The following is a 15,388-nucleotide window of genomic DNA, read 5'->3' as shown; positions in this document are numbered from 1 at the left end:
CATGTCAAATCAGACTATGTTGGAAAAATTACAGCTGAAGGATGAGAAGAACCTCCTAATCCAGGGTCTTCCTTCAGCGATCGAAAAACAGTTTGCTAAATTAACCTACGCTAAAAATGTTACCCCACTACTGAGAAGTAAAAAGGTAGACTTTGCATTGGTTTTTGCGATCAGTCAACAACAACTGAATACTGTTTTGTGTGAAGTGATACCGGCCTTACATGAAGACAGCAAATTATGGGTGGCATATCCCAAAACAACCAGCAAAATTGTTAGCGATCTGAATCGTGATTGCAGCTGGGATTGTTTGACCAAAAAAGAATATGAATCTGTTCGTCAGGTGGCATTGGACCATGTGTGGAGCGCAATCCGCTTCAAGAAAACAGATAAGATTCCTAACCGTTCAAGAGCTTTTTCGGAAGTGAAGAGTCAGGAAATGGGGGTGGATTTTGAAAAACGCCTGGTGGTAGCTCCGGTAGAACTGGAAAGACTGTTCACCAAGCATGAAGAAGCAAAAGAATTTTTCAGCTCTTTATCTTTTACCAACCAGAAGGAATACGTAACCTGGATCCAGGGCGCTAAAAAAGAGGAGACCCGTAAAAGAAGACTGGAAACTGCATTAGAAAAATTACTGGCAGGGAAGAAGAACCCTTCGGAGAAATAATCAACATCCAAACCTGGAATAAAAAATGTCGAACATAGCCATATGTTCGACATTTTTTTACGATGATCTTTAGTCTATTGCGCTTGATTAAAAGCTTTTTCGATCTTCTTTTTTTGGTCTTCCGTCAATGTCTCATCACTGTGCATATGTTTGGCATGCTTAGTGATGAATCTAGATTGTTGCTCGAATAACCTGCATAAACTACAAATCGTCATATGCGTGCGCAACTGGATACTTTCGATCCAGTTCAACTTACCTTCTTCCTTTTTAGAAACCAGATAAGTAGCTTTTTTACAACTGATAGTAAATAGTCCCATGTTGATCAGGTTATTATTTCAGGTTGATCCAGTTTTTCTCCAGACAGGCCCTCAGTCCTAATTTGGCTCTGTGTATCAATACCCAATAGTTAGACGGTGTAATGTTCAATGCCTTACAGATATCCGCTGCATCTAGGTCTTCCATGTATTTCATGACAAATACGGCCTGCTGCAGATGCTGCAATTTTTTCTTACATCCTTCCAATACCGTAAAAAATTCTTTTTGTTGCAGTGAGTCCAATCCATCTACTCCCCAGCTTAAAGGCTGGTCCTTGTCAGTCCAGTGGTCTGCCTGGTTAAAGAAGTCATCCGTTGCATCCTTTTCTGATGCAGACTGAATGATCTCCTTACTTTTTTTACGATAATGGTCAATGATCTTATTTTTCAAGATCGTGAATAACCAACTTTTCTCCGAAGCTTCCCCTTTAAATCCATCTCTCGCTTTCCATGCACTTAAAAATGTTTCCTGCACCAGATCTTCAGCTAACTGTGCATCATTCACCCTTGGCTTTGCATACGCATACAATGCATCAGCGTAATTCGATATCCAGTCAGAGGGGGAGAGGTTCATTTTGATCTATGAATTTTTGATGTTTGATTTCTTGATTTGTTTTTTTGACTCCCTTTCATTTCTCACTTTTGACTTTTGACTTTTCAAATTAAATCAATAAATCAAAGATTCCCCAACGCTTTCACCAATGCATCCAGTTCATCCAGTGTTGTATATACATTGGGCGTGATTCGACAACCCTGCACATTGGCAGTTGGATTATCAATAGCGACGGTATAGATCTTATATTGATTCAAGAGTGTAGCTGCCAGGTCTGCCGGTTTCATTCCCTTGATACCTACATTAGCGATCGCACAACAGCGATCAGGATCTTCCGGTGTATTCATGATCACTTTCGGCAACTTACGAACTTTTGTGGTCCAATACTGCTGCAGGTATTTCAGTCTTGCTTCTTTTCTTTCTCTTCCGATCATCTGATAATGCTGAATCGCATATGGAATGGTAATGTCGGTTGCAACAGGATGGGTACCGGTATGATTCAATCTTGCAATGCTTGTTTCTTCTCCTTCTGAAGGTCCGAGTAATGGCCAATTCTGATGTATCAGGTCTTTCTTCACATACAAAATACCCGCACCCAATGGCACGCTTAACCATTTGTGTAAACTGGCGCCGTAATAGTCGCAATGCAGATCCGGTATTTTAAAATTCAGTTGTGCAAATGCATGCGCACCATCAACCAATACCTGAACACCTTTACTGTGTGCCATATCACTGATCTTACGAACCGGCATCACTTGTCCGGTGATATTGATGACATGACAAACCATCAACAATTTGGTCTTGGGTGTAATGGCATTGGCATAAAGTTGAACGATCTCTTCATCAGACTGTGGGTTATTGGGAACAGAAATGATCTTATTTACCACGCCATGTCTTTTTGCAACCAGACGAAACATATCCAGCATGGCGCCATAGTCCTGATAAGCCATCACAGCTTCATCACCCGGTTGCCAGGGATAACCGCCAATGATGGTATCTAACGATTCGGTGGTATTTCTTGTGATGATCAATTCCTCGGCACTACATCCAGCCAATTCAGCAAGTTGTGCTGCACTTTTCTTTTTGTTATCACCCTGCACCGTACGCATGTAAAATGCCCCTTGCTTGTTCACCTCTCTGATATTATTGATATAGGCTTCCAGAATATTCTGGGGTAGGAAATTATAATAGCCGTTTTCCAAATTGATATAATCAGATTTCAATACATACCCGGAACGGATTACCGACCAGAAATCTTCTTCAGTAGCCAATTGATCAGCAGACATGGCTTCATATTTGTTCGCCCACTGTTCCATAGCGAGTCCACTAAAAGGTAAAGCAATACCTGCCAATGAAAGGGATTTCAGGAAATCGCGCTTGTGCATAGATTTGTTTTTACCAAGGTATTGAATCTTGGATTATCTTTTACATGGAATGATGTGTAATATCCTTAAAATAGCATCTATATCAAAAATAGGGATGATGAAAGTGTATTTCACCATGATACTGATCTGTGTGGTTGCTTTTACAGATGCCCAGGATACCACTTTTATCAAAAGAACGGTAGCCGATACGCCATATGCATTTTATCATGCCATCTTTATTGATAAAAGTGATACTTCTCTATTTAGAAAACACATCACCGAGTATCAATTTGATCATTTTGATTCCAGTACTTATTTTGATGGGTTACGTTGTCTGGAAAGACCTGTACAAAAAGTTTACGGTAAGCCGAGTAAAGAATTGCCCCGAAATTGGGTGCAGCTTTATCGCTATAAAGGGCGATACTATACCTACCATGCTTCAGATGGGTGTTGTATTTTTCGATTTCGTATTACCGATACCACCACCATCGATCATACAGTAGAAGGACCGGAGCCTTCCTGGATTAAACGCATAAAGTATCATGGGAGAGATACATTTACCATCGAGCGGAATAGTCGTTATGGTGGGGATAAAGTAACTATTCAAATCATTCAAAAGAAACATGGGATCGCTATGATCCATTTCACGCCATCAAGATATGGTAGTGGTAGAAAAATATTAATGGTTGATGCGGCAAAAGCGCATTTGTTTCCTACGATTGTTAATTATTGTCCAACAGAGAGGGTGGAGGAATTTGAATTTGAAGAGATTGATTTTCCTAAAATAAAAAAGTAATTCATTTAAAATGCCGATGCTCATATATAAATCACAAAAAATCCAATCAAAATCAGATTGCAGTAATCAGGTTTGATTGGATTTTTTGTGGGCTCTTTTTTTAAACAGCTGAGCTGCTAACTTCCGAAAAATAAATACTTCAATGGTTACTTCTTTTGTACCCTAAAGTTAAGTGTTCCACTATAAGAAGAAAGCTCTAGTCGTATTTTCCAAATGCCGGATACTCCCACATTGGTTGTCTCATCACCCGTAACTTTTAAATCTGATGTTAATACAGTCGTTCCGTTTTTGTCGATGATCGTAACTTTTGCAGTTCCGGCATTGAGTACCCCTGATTTATTGATGGTAGCCATTGAGCCTGAATTTGTCCAGTTGTAATCAATAGTAGTAGTTGTTGATGTAACATTTGTAGTTTGTAATTGAAAATTATCTGCTGCATTTGTTATCTCAGGTTGAAAGGCTGCTAAACTATTATTGTCTTTAGCGCAACCTGAAAGGAGTATGAGGCAAATCATGCCTAAGCATACGAACTGATGGAGTTTGTTTTTCATAAAAGGATTTTAGATGATTGGATTTAATAAATAAATTTCGACATGAAATTTGAAATGTAAAATTACGACTGATTAATATTGCAATAAGTTAAAGTGTCTTTGTATCTAGTTGGTAACTGATGCTTGGTCATTTTTAACATTCCTACTACTGTTAGCAGCAAGTATAAATGCCTAATAACCCTGGTCAATAGATGTAATCTGCTGTAATAATATGATAAACTAAACTGGTCTCTTGTAGTAAATATTCCTTTGTATGATACACTTGGTACTACAAGAATTCTTGTAAAGTCTATTCGCACAACTGCAAAAAAAAAGCAGCAAATGAATTGCTGCTTTTGTGCCCAGAACAGGAATCGAACCTGCACTACCTTGCGATAACCAGATTTTGAGTCTAGCGCGTCTACCAGTTCCGCCATCTGGGCTTTTTATCGGGCTGCAATGATACGATAAAATTTGAAAATTTTACACTTTTCAAATTTTATCCAAATACTTCTTTTTAAAATAGTACTCCTTTACTTGCAACAACTCTTTTTCGGTAGTAATACCCTCCTGATAATTTGTAATAATCGCTTCCACGGGTTCATAGATCTGTGTTTTCAATTGATCAATAGTAGCAGTAATATTGTCAGTATCACCCTCTTCCCGGAGCTCATTCAGCTCCATTACTTCCATTAAAAAATCGGGGGATAACTGGTATTTTTCCTCCTCTTCCAATAATCCCTTCAATTGTAATACATATTTGATGGTCTCATCACGGTCTTTCAGCGTTTTAAATGCTTTATTGATCTGTGCCGAGACCTGCAACGCTTCTTCCTGCTCCTCCTCCGTAGCCTGTACATAACGATCCGGATGATACTTTCGCTGTAACTCAAAATATTGCTTCGACAGCTGACTCGTATCAGGTTGCAGGGTAATGGGCAGGTTGAATAATTCGAAATGGTTCATATAAGTAGTGAGTGGTGAGTAGCGAGTAATCAATGGTGAGTGGAGTACTTTTCATAAAATACTCACTATTGACTACTCACTACTCACTATCTTGCCCAAAATTACTCCAATGCTCGTTATCGGACTTATCAGAGAGGGAAAAATTCCGGCGGATAATCGTGTGGCGCTGACGCCCGGACAATGCAAGTGGTTGCAGAAGAACATTCCTGATTTGAAGATAAGGGTACAGCAGTCGCCTAATCGCTGCTTTACGGATCAGGAGTATATCGATGCCGGTATTGAAGTGACCGAAGACCTGTCTGACTGTTCAATTCTGCTGGGTATCAAAGAAGTACCCGTGAACATGCTGATCCCTAATAAAACCTACCTGTTCTTTTCACATACCAAGAAAAAACAACCCTACAATCAGGCTTTATTACATGCGATGATGGATCAAAACATCACATTGGTAGATTATGAGTGCCTGGAACATACCGATGGACAACGCATCATTGGTTTTGGGTTTTTTGCCGGAATCGTAGGAGCGCATAATGGTATCCTATGTTATGGGAATAGAACAGGAGCCTATCATTTGAACAGGGTAGTGGAAGTAAAAGACTATCGTGAACTGATCCATACTTATTTTGGTCTCAAGCTACCCAATATCAAAATTGCAGTTACGGGTAGTGGGCGTGTAGCACATGGTATCTTAGAGATCATGAATTTGATGGATGTTCAGGAAGTAGAACCTGATGAATACCTGAATCGTTCTTTTACCTATCCGGTCTATGTACACCTTAAGGGAAGTGATCTGTACAGACATAAGATCAATCGAACGTATCAGCGGGATCATTTTCATCATCATCCGGAAGAATATGAGTGCATCTTCAAACAATATTGTGCGGATACAGATATTCTGATGAACGGGATTTATTGGGATCATCATATTCCTCGTTTGTTTGAAATGGATGATTTACGTGCAGCTGATTTTCGTATTCAAACCATAGCAGATATCACTGATGATAAAGGTGGGAGTGTTCCTTGTAATTTAGGGGATGGTAGTATTGAAGATCCTGTTTATGGCGTGGATCGATCTTCATTTGAAAAAACGGCACCTTATTTATCTAACAGTATAGATGTAATGGCAGTGGGCAATTTGCCGAATGAATTGCCTCGCGATGCCAGTAAATATTTTGGTGAACAACTGATCAAATATGTGTTGGAAGACATCAGAAAAGGCGGCAGTGAAACCATTGATCGTGCTACGATTCTTGCAAAAGGGAAACTGACTGCGCATTTTGATTATTTAGCGGATTATGCGGCGCATTGATTTTTTATTGCCACTGAAAACACAGAAGCGCACTGAATCGTTTCTGTGTTTTCAGTGGCAACTAAAATGCCAAATAATAATCTTTCAGCAGCTCAATAAAAGCCTCTGTATACGTTCCATTCTCTTTGATGCGAATGTTCTTCGCTTCACCGACAGTCTTAGCTTTTTCAAACCAAAACATTACCCTAAACGCAGTATGTTTTTCTGTCTGACAAACCTGCATCGTTTCCGTGGCGGTGAGTCCCCATTGTTTTGCTAAGTCAATAGCTTCCTTACCTCGGAATGCGGGTAGAAGCAATGCGAATTTGCCATTGGGTTTGAGTAATCGAATTACATTTTCGAATAAGGATAGCAGGGTTAATCCGGTATCGTGTAAAGCAAGATTTCGTTGACTATCCGGACTTTTTAAATCATGCTCATAAAAAGGAGGATTGGATAAAATGAGATCATAAGCTTCCGCCTGCCATTCTGTAAGATCTGCATGATGTATATGCAGATGGTTGCTCCACGGTGAATTACCGGCATTCTCGGAAGCCTGTTGTGCGGCATCCGGTTGAATATCGATGGCATCGATGGTACCATCAAATTTTTGCGCCAGCATAAGTGCCAATAAGCCAGTACCTGTTCCAATATCCAAAGCCCTACGATCACTCTTACTGTCATCTGTCAACGGTCTACTTCCCATTTTCCTTGCCACCCATGCACCAAACAAACAAGCATCGGTACAAACCTTCATCGCACACTGATCCTGATGAATGGTGAATTGCTTGAATTGGAAATAGGAGTTAGGCATCATGCAAAGGTAATGTTGCAAGGTTTTGAAAAGGACTTATTATCTTAGAGAAGATGAAAGCAACGTTTTTCGGTAGATACAAGACGGTGGGATTGTATGGTCTGGCACTCGCTATTCTTTTATTGTTATTGAGGTGGCTGGAATTGAAGTTCCTCATCTATCAACATTCTTTTGAGATCTATGCGGGCATGATCGCTCTTTTTTTTACCGGACTGGGTATCTGGCTTTCCAGAAAACTGACCCAACCCAAAACCGAAACCCGCATCATTGAAAGAACCATCTATCGTGATCCATCGCTGCCTTTTGAAGTGAATAAAAAAGAAATGGAAAGCTTAGGGATCAGTGAACGGGAATTGGAAGTGCTGCAGTTAATGTCGCGGGGGATGAGTAATCAGGAAATTGGTGCCACTTTGTTTGTCTCTCTCAACACAGTAAAGACCCATGCAGCCCGAATCTTTGAGAAGCTGGATGTACAAAGAAGAACACAGGCCGTTGAAAAGGCTAAAAAGATCGGTTTGATCGCATGATCCTTCATGCTTTTGGATGATTCCAACAGAATAGCGGCAAAATCACCCGAAAGTATGAATGAAAAAAAGGACCGGTATCCGATTTTAGCACTTCATTTTTCACCCTAAACCCACACAATATGAAAAAAGTTGTTCTTGTCAATGGAATCATCGCCGGATTGATCGTAAGTGTCTTGATGGTTGCATCGACCATGTATTTTAAGTCTTCCGGCGATCATGAAAATGGAATGATCTATGGGTATGCATCCATGATCCTGGCTTTTGCTTTTATTTTCGTAGGAATTAAAAGTTTCCGTGACCGATACAACAATGGTGTGATCAGTTTTGGAAAAGCATTTAAGATCGGTTTATTGATTGCGCTGATCGCCTCTACTTTTTATGTTGTCACCTGGCTGATAGAATATTTTTATTTTTTCCCTGATTTCGCTGAGAAATATGCTGCAATAGAACTTGCCAAAGCGAAAGCGGCAGGAGCGACCGAGGCTGAGCTGGCCAAACAAACAGCCGAAATGGCCAGTTTCGCAAAATGGTATAAAAATCCTCTTTTTAATGCCCTGATGACCTATGCAGAAATCTTACCGGTAGGATTGCTTGTTTCTTTAATTAGTGCTTTGTTGTTGAAGAGAAAGTAGAGGTGCAAGCTGTAAGCTACAAGCTGCAAGCGCCAAGCTGCAAGTGTATGTTGATAGATCTTTCTTATGAATATAATAAAAGAAGAGCGCATCTGGTATTCAGATGCGCTCTTCTTTTATTACTTGCAGCTTGAAGCTAGCAGCTGTTTACTCCGCTGTCAAACTCGCCATCAAATATTCCTGATTCAAGCGAGCGATATTGCTGATGGAAATTTCTTTTGGACAGGTAGCTTCACAAGCACCAGTATTGGTACATGCGCCAAAACCTTCTTTATCCATTTGAGCAACCATGTTCATTACACGAGTTTTGCGTTCAGGAGCGCCTTGTGGCAATAGTGCCAGGTGTGATACCTTAGCGCTGAGGAACAACATCGCTGAACTGTTCTTACATGCAGCAACACATGCTCCACAACCAATACACATGGCAGCAGCAAATGCGTTGTCAGCTTTATCTTTTTCAATAGGTAAGGCGTTGCCGTCAACGGCGTTACCGGTATTTACACTGATATATCCACCTGCTTGAATGATACGATCGAATGCAGAACGGTCTACCATCAGGTCTTTGATCACAGGGAATGCATTGGCTCTCCATGGCTCAACAACGATGGTATCACCATCTTTAAAAGCACGCATGTGCAATTGACAAGTGGTATTTGCTTGCCATGGACCATGTGGTTTTCCGTTGATGTACATCGAACAAGCACCACAGATACCTTCACGGCAATCATGGTCAAACGTAACCGGATCTTCTCCGTCACGGATCAATTGCTCGTTCAGCACATCGAACATTTCCAGAAAACTCATTTCTGAAGAAATGTTTTCAACTCTGTACAGTTTAAACTCTCCTTTGCTGGCATTATTTTTTTGCCTCCATACTTTGAGATTCAGATTCATGTGATAATGTTCCATATGCCGATGTTATAAGTGTTTCTTGTATTTATTACTGAAGACCTTTCTCTTAAACTGGGGTGTTTTCCCAAAGTTAAGCAAGAGTCCGACTTCAATGTTAGTTGCTTTCAAATAATTGATCAATTGCGCTTCGTGTATCTCAATCAATCCTTCCGCGGTTTTGACCTCAATGATAACTTCATTCTCAACAATTATATCCGCAAAATAATCACCTACTTCTATTTGATTATAAAACACTTTCAATTGAGTTTGTCTGGTGGCACTTAAGCCTTCTTTTCTAAGTTCAATTAAAAGTGATTTTTCATAAACCTTCTCTAAAAAACCAAATCCCAGTTGATTATAAACTGTATAAAAGCATCTTATAATTTTATTTGTAAGAGCTGTGTGCTTAAAATTATCATCCATTGATCAGAAATTTATGGTAAGTAATAGATTACTACCCTTTTCTTTCTTATGGACTATTTATTAACCGCAGATTTTTATGATTGATTATGATTTTTTACCATCATAATCAATCATAAAAATCTGCGGTCTCATTCTACTTGTAATTACGCTGACTTGGCTTAATTACATCATAATTCAATGCCTCTTTATGTAATTCCCACTGGTGTTCGGCTTTGAACTCCCATGCAGCTACATACATATAGTTAGCATCGTCACGTAAAGCTTCACCTTCTTCTGTTTGAGATTCTTCACGGAAGTGACCGCCACAGCTTTCATTACGATTCAATGCATCGATACACATCAATTCTCCTAACTCAATAAAATCGGCGACACGATTGGCTTTATCCAGCTCCGGATTCATTTGTTCAATTTCACCAGGGATACGAACATCGCTCCAGAATTCTTTTTTCAATGCCTGGATCTCAGCGATCGCTTGTTTCAAGCCTTGCTCATTTCTAGCCATACCGCATTTATCCCACATGATCTTACCCAAACGCTTATGGAAACTTTCTACAGATTGTTTTCCTTTAATGTTCATCAACTGATGAATACGATCGTTCACTGCTTTTTCAGCTTCTGCAAACGCAGGATGATCTGTAGAGATGGCTTTGCTGTAGATCTCATCAGCAAGATAGTTACCGATGGTATATGGAATTACAAAGTAACCGTCTGCCAATCCCTGCATCAGGGCAGAAGCACCTAAACGGTTGGCTCCATGATCACTAAAGTTCGCTTCACCCAAAGCATATAATCCAGGAACAGTGGTTTGCAGTTCATAGTCTACCCATAATCCACCCATGGTATAGTGAACAGCAGGGTAGATGCGCATGGGTACTTCGTATGGATTTTCACCGGTGATCTTTTCATACATATCAAACAGGTTGCCATACTTTTCCTTTACCACTTCTTTACCCATGGCAATGATCTCGTCCATGCTGGCATTGTTCTTACCTTGTTTATTGGCTTCGGTACGTCCATATCTTTCAATCGCAGAAGCATAATCAAGATAAACCGCCTGTTTAGAAGAACCTACACCATAGCCTGCATCACATCTTTCTTTAGCAGCACGTGATGCTACATCTCTTGGTACAAGGTTACCGAAAGCCGGATATCTTCTTTCCAGATAGTAATCACGCTCTTCCTCTGGAATATCGGTTGCTTTTCTGGTATCGTTTTGTTTTTTAGGAACCCAGATACGTCCGTCATTACGGAGTGACTCTGACATCAATGTCAATTTAGACTGATGGTCTCCACTTACTGGGATACAGGTAGGGTGAATTTGTGTAAAGCAAGGGTTGCCGAACAGAGCACCTTGTTTGTGTGCTTTCCATGCAGCCGTTACATTGCTACCCATCGCATTGGTGGATAAGTAGAATACGTTACCGTAACCACCTGAGCAAAGCAATACAGCATGACCGAAATGGCGTTCCAATTTACCATTCACGAGATCACGTGCAATGATACCACGAGCCTTACCATCGATCTTAACGATCTCAAGCATTTCATGGCGGCTATACATTTTCACATTACCCAAAGCCACCTGACGCTCTAAAGCCTGGTATGCACCTATCAATAATTGCTGTCCGGTTTGTCCGGCAGCATAGAATGTTCTTTGTACTTGTGTACCACCGAAAGAGCGGTTACTCAATAATCCACCATATTCACGTGCAAAGGGAACACCTTGTGCCACGCACTGGTCAATGATATTCGCACTCACTTCAGCCAAACGGTGAACGTTTGCTTCACGTGCACGGTAGTCACCACCTTTAATAGTATCATAGAAGAGACGGAAAACGCTGTCGCCATCGTTTTGATAGTTCTTAGCAGCATTGATACCTCCTTGTGCAGCAATAGAGTGAGCACGGCGAGGTGAATCCTGAAAGCAAAATGCTTTCACTTTATAACCCAGTTCTCCCAGGGATGCTGCGGCAGATGCGCCGGCAAGACCGGTACCTACAACAATCACTTCCAGCTTACGCTTGTTGGCAGGATTCACCAACTTACAATGTCCTTTGTAATCTGTCCATTTACTTTCTAGAGGTCCTGCGGGAATTTTCGCATTCAGCATACGAGACGATTTTTGAAGTGAAAAAGTGAGTGGTGAATTGTCAATTGTGAATTGTGAAAATTATTACTACTCTATTCACAATTGACCATTCACCTATTGAATCCATTTAAAATAAAAACTGATAGGCATCATTGCGAAAACCAGTGGTACGATCACTGAGAATCCGTATCCAATGCTTACCAGCATTCTATTGTATTTTTTATTGTGTACTCCTAAAGTTTTGAACGCACTCTGAAAACCGTGTGCCAGGTGATAAGCCAATGAGATGCAACCGATCACATATACGATCACAACCCACAGAACACTGAATTCAGTTTTCATTTTTTCATACAGGTTGATCTCTGGGCCTAATAGAAATCCTTGGTTAGATCTGTTTGGAAACCAGAAATGAGACATGTGCATGATCAGGAATAACAGGATCAGTGTGCCCAGTAATCCCATGCTGCGGCTATACCATTTGCTGCCATCACTGTATGCTACTGCGTAACCAACAGAACGTTTCTTTCTGTTTTCAAGGGTCAGGAGATAGCCTTGGTAGATATGCAGGATAAAACCTACAAAAAGACCGATCTCAAGAATGCGGGGAACCCAGTTGCCACCCATGAAGTGGGCTGCATGTAAAAACATTTCACCACCGTCATTGGCCCAGATACAGGCATTCAATCCGGCATGAACGATCAGAAAGAGGATCAGGAAAATACCGGTTAGTCCCATGACCAACTTCTTTCCAACTGATGAAATAAATACTTGTTTCCAGGTCATATCGCAAGTTTATGTTTTAAGAAATCGCTGCAAAAATAGCACAGAAGGTGATAGCTATTTCTCAAACGAAAAACTTTTTTCATGCATATTGTTGATAAACAACATGAAATGAGCAATTGTTCTCGCTTTTAAGCCAGTTTTTTATGTTGTTGAACTTGGAATAGCCTTGTTCTCCTCCTCTTTGAACATTTCCTTCATTACCTGTGGGATACGTCCTGATTTATCCATCATTCCACCCATAAAATTCTCTCGATCGATTCCTGTTGACACCTTACATTTGGATATGTTTAAACTGCTTAGCATATTATGGAATAGTTTCCGAATGGCGCTTCAGGAGTTGAGGGTCAATAAACTACGTACCTTCTTGTCGCTGTTTGGGATCACCATTGGCATTTTCTGTATCATCGGCGTTCTGGCTACCGTTGATAGCTTGGAAAGGAAAGTACAGAACGATATCAAAGCATTTGGCAGTAATACCATTTATATCGATAAATGGGATTATAGTGGCGGTGGACCTGATTATCCCTGGTGGAAGTTTGTAAAGCGCCCACCCATGAAAGAATCAGAAATGAGTTTCATTAAAACAAAAAGTCAGCTCGCCAGCAATATTGCTTTTTTTGTCAACACTACTTCCAATATCAGCTATAAAGACAATATCCTCAGCAATATCAATCTTTATGGCATTACACAAGAATACAATGCTATTCAAACCATTGATATCGATCAGGGGCGTTATTTAAATGAGGCTGAATTTTTACGTGGCACCACATCGGCGGTCATTGGTTTTTTTGTAGCGGAACAATTATTCGGTTCACCTCAAAAGGCGGTCGGTAAGCAAATCAGTTATAATGGTAAACGATTGAATGTAGTAGGTGTTGTAAAAAAACAAGGTCAAAGTTTCATAGGAGGCTTTGATTATGACCAATCCGTATTGGTTTCTTATAATTATTTCGCAAGTGTATACAATCCGGATCTGAATAGTCCTGTGATCATGGTACAGGGCAAACCCAATATATCTTCCGCAGCGTTGGCAGATGAATTGACCGGCGTTATGCGACAACTCAGAAGACTTAGTCCTGCTGAGGAAAATAATTTCTCTTGTAATGATGTAGCACAATTCAGTGAACAGGTAAGTGGTTTCTTTGGTCAGGTGAGTGCCGGAGGATGGGCCATTGCCGGATTGAGTTTGATTGTTGGTGCATTCGGTGTGGCCAATATCATGTTCGTGACCGTTCGTGAACGAACCAGTCAGATCGGATTGAAAAAAGCCATCGGTGCAAAGAAGAGAACCATTTTAACTGAGTTCTTATTGGAAAGTGCATTTCTCTGTATCATCGGTGGATTGATCGGATTGGCCTTGGTATGGTTGATGTCGTTGGTCTTGAGTGCTGTACTTCCTTTCCCAATATATATCGCACCCAATATTATCATTCTCGCATTAAGCATTTGTATTGGATTGGGAATCATTTCCGGGATCATTCCAGCTTCTATTGCTGCAAGAATGGATCCGGTAGTGGCGATCAGAACAAAATAATAGGCCGCAACTCTTTTCTTAGCGTTAATTTTGCAGACTCATTTAAAGTATAGAGTCATCAGTTCATCAATTACCATATTAGCTATTGAATCATCCTGCGATGAAACCTCTGCATCGGTATGTAAGGATGGAAAGATAGCATCGAACTTCATCGCAAACCAATCAGTACATGAGCAGTATGGTGGTGTAGTGCCTGAATTGGCAAGTCGTGCTCACATGCAGAATATAGTTCCGGTGGTACAGCAAGCGCTGTCTGCTGCTAACTGTCAACTCTCAAGTATCAATGCTATTGCATTTACACAGGCTCCCGGTCTTATCGGAAGCTTGTTGGTAGGAGCTCAGTTTGCAAAATCAATGGCATTATCCTTACATGTTCCACTGATCGGCGTACATCATATGCAGGCACATGTTTTGGCTAACTTGATCATGGAACCGTCTCCATCCTTTCCTTTTTTATGCTTAACGGTAAGTGGTGGACATACACAGATCGTATTGGCCCGCTCGCCACTGGATCTGGAAGTGATTGGAGAAACGATCGATGATGCCGCTGGTGAAGCATTTGATAAAACCGCAAAATTATTGGGCTTGCCTTATCCCGGCGGACCTTTGATCGATCAGTATGCAAAAACAGGAAACCCCAAGGCGTTCAGTTTTGCAGAACCCAAGATCCCCGAACTGAATTTTAGTTTCAGTGGCTTGAAAACATCTGTATTGTATTTCTTACAGAAGCAACAGCCCGGATTCATCCAAGATCATCTTCCTGATCTCTGTGCTTCTATTCAGTTTACCATCGTGAATATTCTGATCAAAAAATTGAAGCTGGCGGTACAACAGACAGGCATTAAACAAGTATGCATTGCCGGTGGAGTGAGTGCAAACAGCGGCCTGAGACAAGCTTTAAAAGATGCAGGTCAAAAACATGGATGGCAAACCTATGTACCTTCTTTTGAATATTGTACGGATAATGCGGCGATGATCGCTATCACGGCATATCATAAATATTTACAGAAAGATTTTGTGGATTTAGATGCAGGACCCAGTGCCAGAGCAATATGGTAATACTCATTGTTTTTGTGTAATCTGCAGTGAAATTCCTCACAAGTAGTATTTATTGTTATCTTTTCATTTGAAAACTGACATGAGAAAATGACCTATGACATTTCATTGGGTGCTTATCATTTGCCCCGTCTAAAAGGACCTTCTTTTTTTGCGACCATTTTTTT

Annotated in this window: 18 protein-coding genes and 1 tRNA gene; 7 read left to right on the top strand and 12 right to left on the bottom strand. The window is 40.6% G+C overall.

The window, feature by feature from the left end:
* Position 1: 1 nt before the first annotated feature.
* Positions 2-664, top strand: a complete 663-nt coding sequence (locus ABXG83_RS03470; protein ID WP_353550096.1) for a YdeI/OmpD-associated family protein — start codon at positions 2-4, stop codon at positions 662-664.
* A 74-nt stretch (positions 665-738) separates the two neighbouring features.
* Here the strand turns inward: ABXG83_RS03470 and ABXG83_RS03465 are convergent, their stop codons facing one another.
* The 3 genes from ABXG83_RS03465 to ABXG83_RS03455 form a co-directional block, all read right to left on the bottom strand.
* Positions 739-981 (bottom strand): hypothetical protein, encoded by a 243-nt coding sequence (locus ABXG83_RS03465; RefSeq protein ID WP_353550095.1) that lies wholly within the window; start codon positions 979-981, stop codon positions 739-741.
* A gap of 13 nt (positions 982-994) precedes the next feature.
* The gene (locus ABXG83_RS03460; protein ID WP_353550094.1) at positions 995-1,552 is read right to left on the bottom strand and encodes a sigma-70 family RNA polymerase sigma factor; all 558 of its coding nucleotides are present in this window, start codon (positions 1,550-1,552) and stop codon (positions 995-997) included.
* Between the two features lie 101 nt (positions 1,553-1,653).
* On the bottom strand, positions 1,654-2,916 hold the full coding sequence (locus tag ABXG83_RS03455; RefSeq protein ID WP_353550093.1) for an aminotransferase class V-fold PLP-dependent enzyme: 1,263 nt from the start codon (positions 2,914-2,916) through the stop codon (positions 1,654-1,656).
* Between the two features lie 97 nt (positions 2,917-3,013).
* Between ABXG83_RS03455 and ABXG83_RS03450 the strand changes: the two genes are divergently transcribed.
* Positions 3,014-3,691 carry a hypothetical protein gene (locus ABXG83_RS03450; RefSeq protein WP_353550092.1) on the top strand — a complete coding sequence of 226 codons (678 nt, stop codon included), beginning with the start codon at positions 3,014-3,016 and terminating at the stop codon, positions 3,689-3,691.
* 146 nt (positions 3,692-3,837) lie between these two features.
* On the opposite strand, the gene ABXG83_RS03445 is transcribed toward ABXG83_RS03450, so the two are convergent.
* From ABXG83_RS03445 to hscB, 3 genes are all read right to left on the bottom strand, one after another.
* Complete coding sequence (locus tag ABXG83_RS03445; RefSeq protein ID WP_353550091.1) at positions 3,838-4,242, bottom strand: hypothetical protein; 405 nt, start codon at positions 4,240-4,242, stop codon at positions 3,838-3,840.
* Positions 4,243-4,580: 338 nt separating this feature from the next.
* Positions 4,581-4,664 (bottom strand) — tRNA-Leu (locus ABXG83_RS03440).
* Positions 4,665-4,713: 49 nt separating this feature from the next.
* Positions 4,714-5,187: a Fe-S protein assembly co-chaperone HscB gene (hscB, locus tag ABXG83_RS03435; RefSeq protein WP_353550090.1), complete on the bottom strand. Its 474-nt coding sequence runs from the start codon at positions 5,185-5,187 to the stop codon at positions 4,714-4,716.
* Positions 5,188-5,296: 109 nt separating this feature from the next.
* On the opposite strand from hscB, the gene ABXG83_RS03430 reads away from it, so the two are divergent.
* Positions 5,297-6,496 (top strand): NAD(P)-dependent oxidoreductase, encoded by a 1,200-nt coding sequence (locus ABXG83_RS03430; RefSeq protein ID WP_353550089.1) that lies wholly within the window; start codon positions 5,297-5,299, stop codon positions 6,494-6,496.
* Between the two features lie 61 nt (positions 6,497-6,557).
* Here the strand turns inward: ABXG83_RS03430 and ABXG83_RS03425 are convergent, their stop codons facing one another.
* Positions 6,558-7,289, bottom strand: coding sequence for a methyltransferase (locus ABXG83_RS03425; RefSeq protein WP_353550088.1), 732 nt, complete (start codon positions 7,287-7,289; stop codon positions 6,558-6,560).
* 53 nt (positions 7,290-7,342) lie between these two features.
* Here ABXG83_RS03425 and ABXG83_RS03420 point away from each other — a divergent pair, with 53 nt between their 5' ends.
* Both ABXG83_RS03420 and ABXG83_RS03415 read left to right on the top strand, forming a co-directional pair.
* A complete protein-coding gene (locus tag ABXG83_RS03420; protein WP_353550087.1) occupies positions 7,343-7,816 on the top strand; it encodes a LuxR C-terminal-related transcriptional regulator in 474 nt (157 codons plus the stop codon).
* Positions 7,817-7,935: 119 nt separating this feature from the next.
* Positions 7,936-8,448 (top strand): DUF4199 domain-containing protein, encoded by a 513-nt coding sequence (locus ABXG83_RS03415; RefSeq protein WP_353550086.1) that lies wholly within the window; start codon positions 7,936-7,938, stop codon positions 8,446-8,448.
* A 147-nt stretch (positions 8,449-8,595) separates the two neighbouring features.
* On the opposite strand, the gene ABXG83_RS03410 is transcribed toward ABXG83_RS03415, so the two are convergent.
* The 5 genes from ABXG83_RS03410 to ABXG83_RS03390 form a co-directional block, all read right to left on the bottom strand.
* Positions 8,596-9,357, bottom strand: a complete 762-nt coding sequence (locus tag ABXG83_RS03410) for a succinate dehydrogenase/fumarate reductase iron-sulfur subunit (protein WP_353550085.1) — start codon at positions 9,355-9,357, stop codon at positions 8,596-8,598.
* Positions 9,358-9,366: 9 nt separating this feature from the next.
* Positions 9,367-9,762: a GxxExxY protein gene (locus ABXG83_RS03405; protein WP_353550084.1), complete on the bottom strand. Its 396-nt coding sequence runs from the start codon at positions 9,760-9,762 to the stop codon at positions 9,367-9,369.
* A 133-nt stretch (positions 9,763-9,895) separates the two neighbouring features.
* Positions 9,896-11,869, bottom strand: a complete 1,974-nt coding sequence (locus ABXG83_RS03400) for a fumarate reductase/succinate dehydrogenase flavoprotein subunit (RefSeq protein WP_353550083.1) — start codon at positions 11,867-11,869, stop codon at positions 9,896-9,898.
* Between the two features lie 93 nt (positions 11,870-11,962).
* The gene (locus tag ABXG83_RS03395; protein WP_353550082.1) at positions 11,963-12,631 is read right to left on the bottom strand and encodes a succinate dehydrogenase cytochrome b subunit; all 669 of its coding nucleotides are present in this window, start codon (positions 12,629-12,631) and stop codon (positions 11,963-11,965) included.
* 141 nt (positions 12,632-12,772) lie between these two features.
* Complete coding sequence (locus tag ABXG83_RS03390) at positions 12,773-12,901, bottom strand: hypothetical protein (RefSeq protein ID WP_353550081.1); 129 nt, start codon at positions 12,899-12,901, stop codon at positions 12,773-12,775.
* Between the two features lie 13 nt (positions 12,902-12,914).
* Between ABXG83_RS03390 and ABXG83_RS03385 the strand changes: the two genes are divergently transcribed.
* Together ABXG83_RS03385 and tsaD are read left to right on the top strand one after the other, a co-directional pair.
* Positions 12,915-14,165: an ABC transporter permease gene (locus tag ABXG83_RS03385; protein WP_353550080.1), complete on the top strand. Its 1,251-nt coding sequence runs from the start codon at positions 12,915-12,917 to the stop codon at positions 14,163-14,165.
* 30 nt (positions 14,166-14,195) lie between these two features.
* Positions 14,196-15,224: a tRNA (adenosine(37)-N6)-threonylcarbamoyltransferase complex transferase subunit TsaD gene (gene tsaD, locus ABXG83_RS03380; RefSeq protein WP_353550079.1), complete on the top strand. Its 1,029-nt coding sequence runs from the start codon at positions 14,196-14,198 to the stop codon at positions 15,222-15,224.
* Positions 15,225-15,388: the final 164 nt, after the last annotated feature.

Source organism: Sediminibacterium sp. KACHI17 (genome assembly GCF_040362915.1).
GTDB lineage: Bacteria > Bacteroidota > Bacteroidia > Chitinophagales > Chitinophagaceae > Sediminibacterium.
Note: the sequence above shows the minus strand (reverse complement) of the source record. Positions and strands in the feature narration are given on the sequence as shown.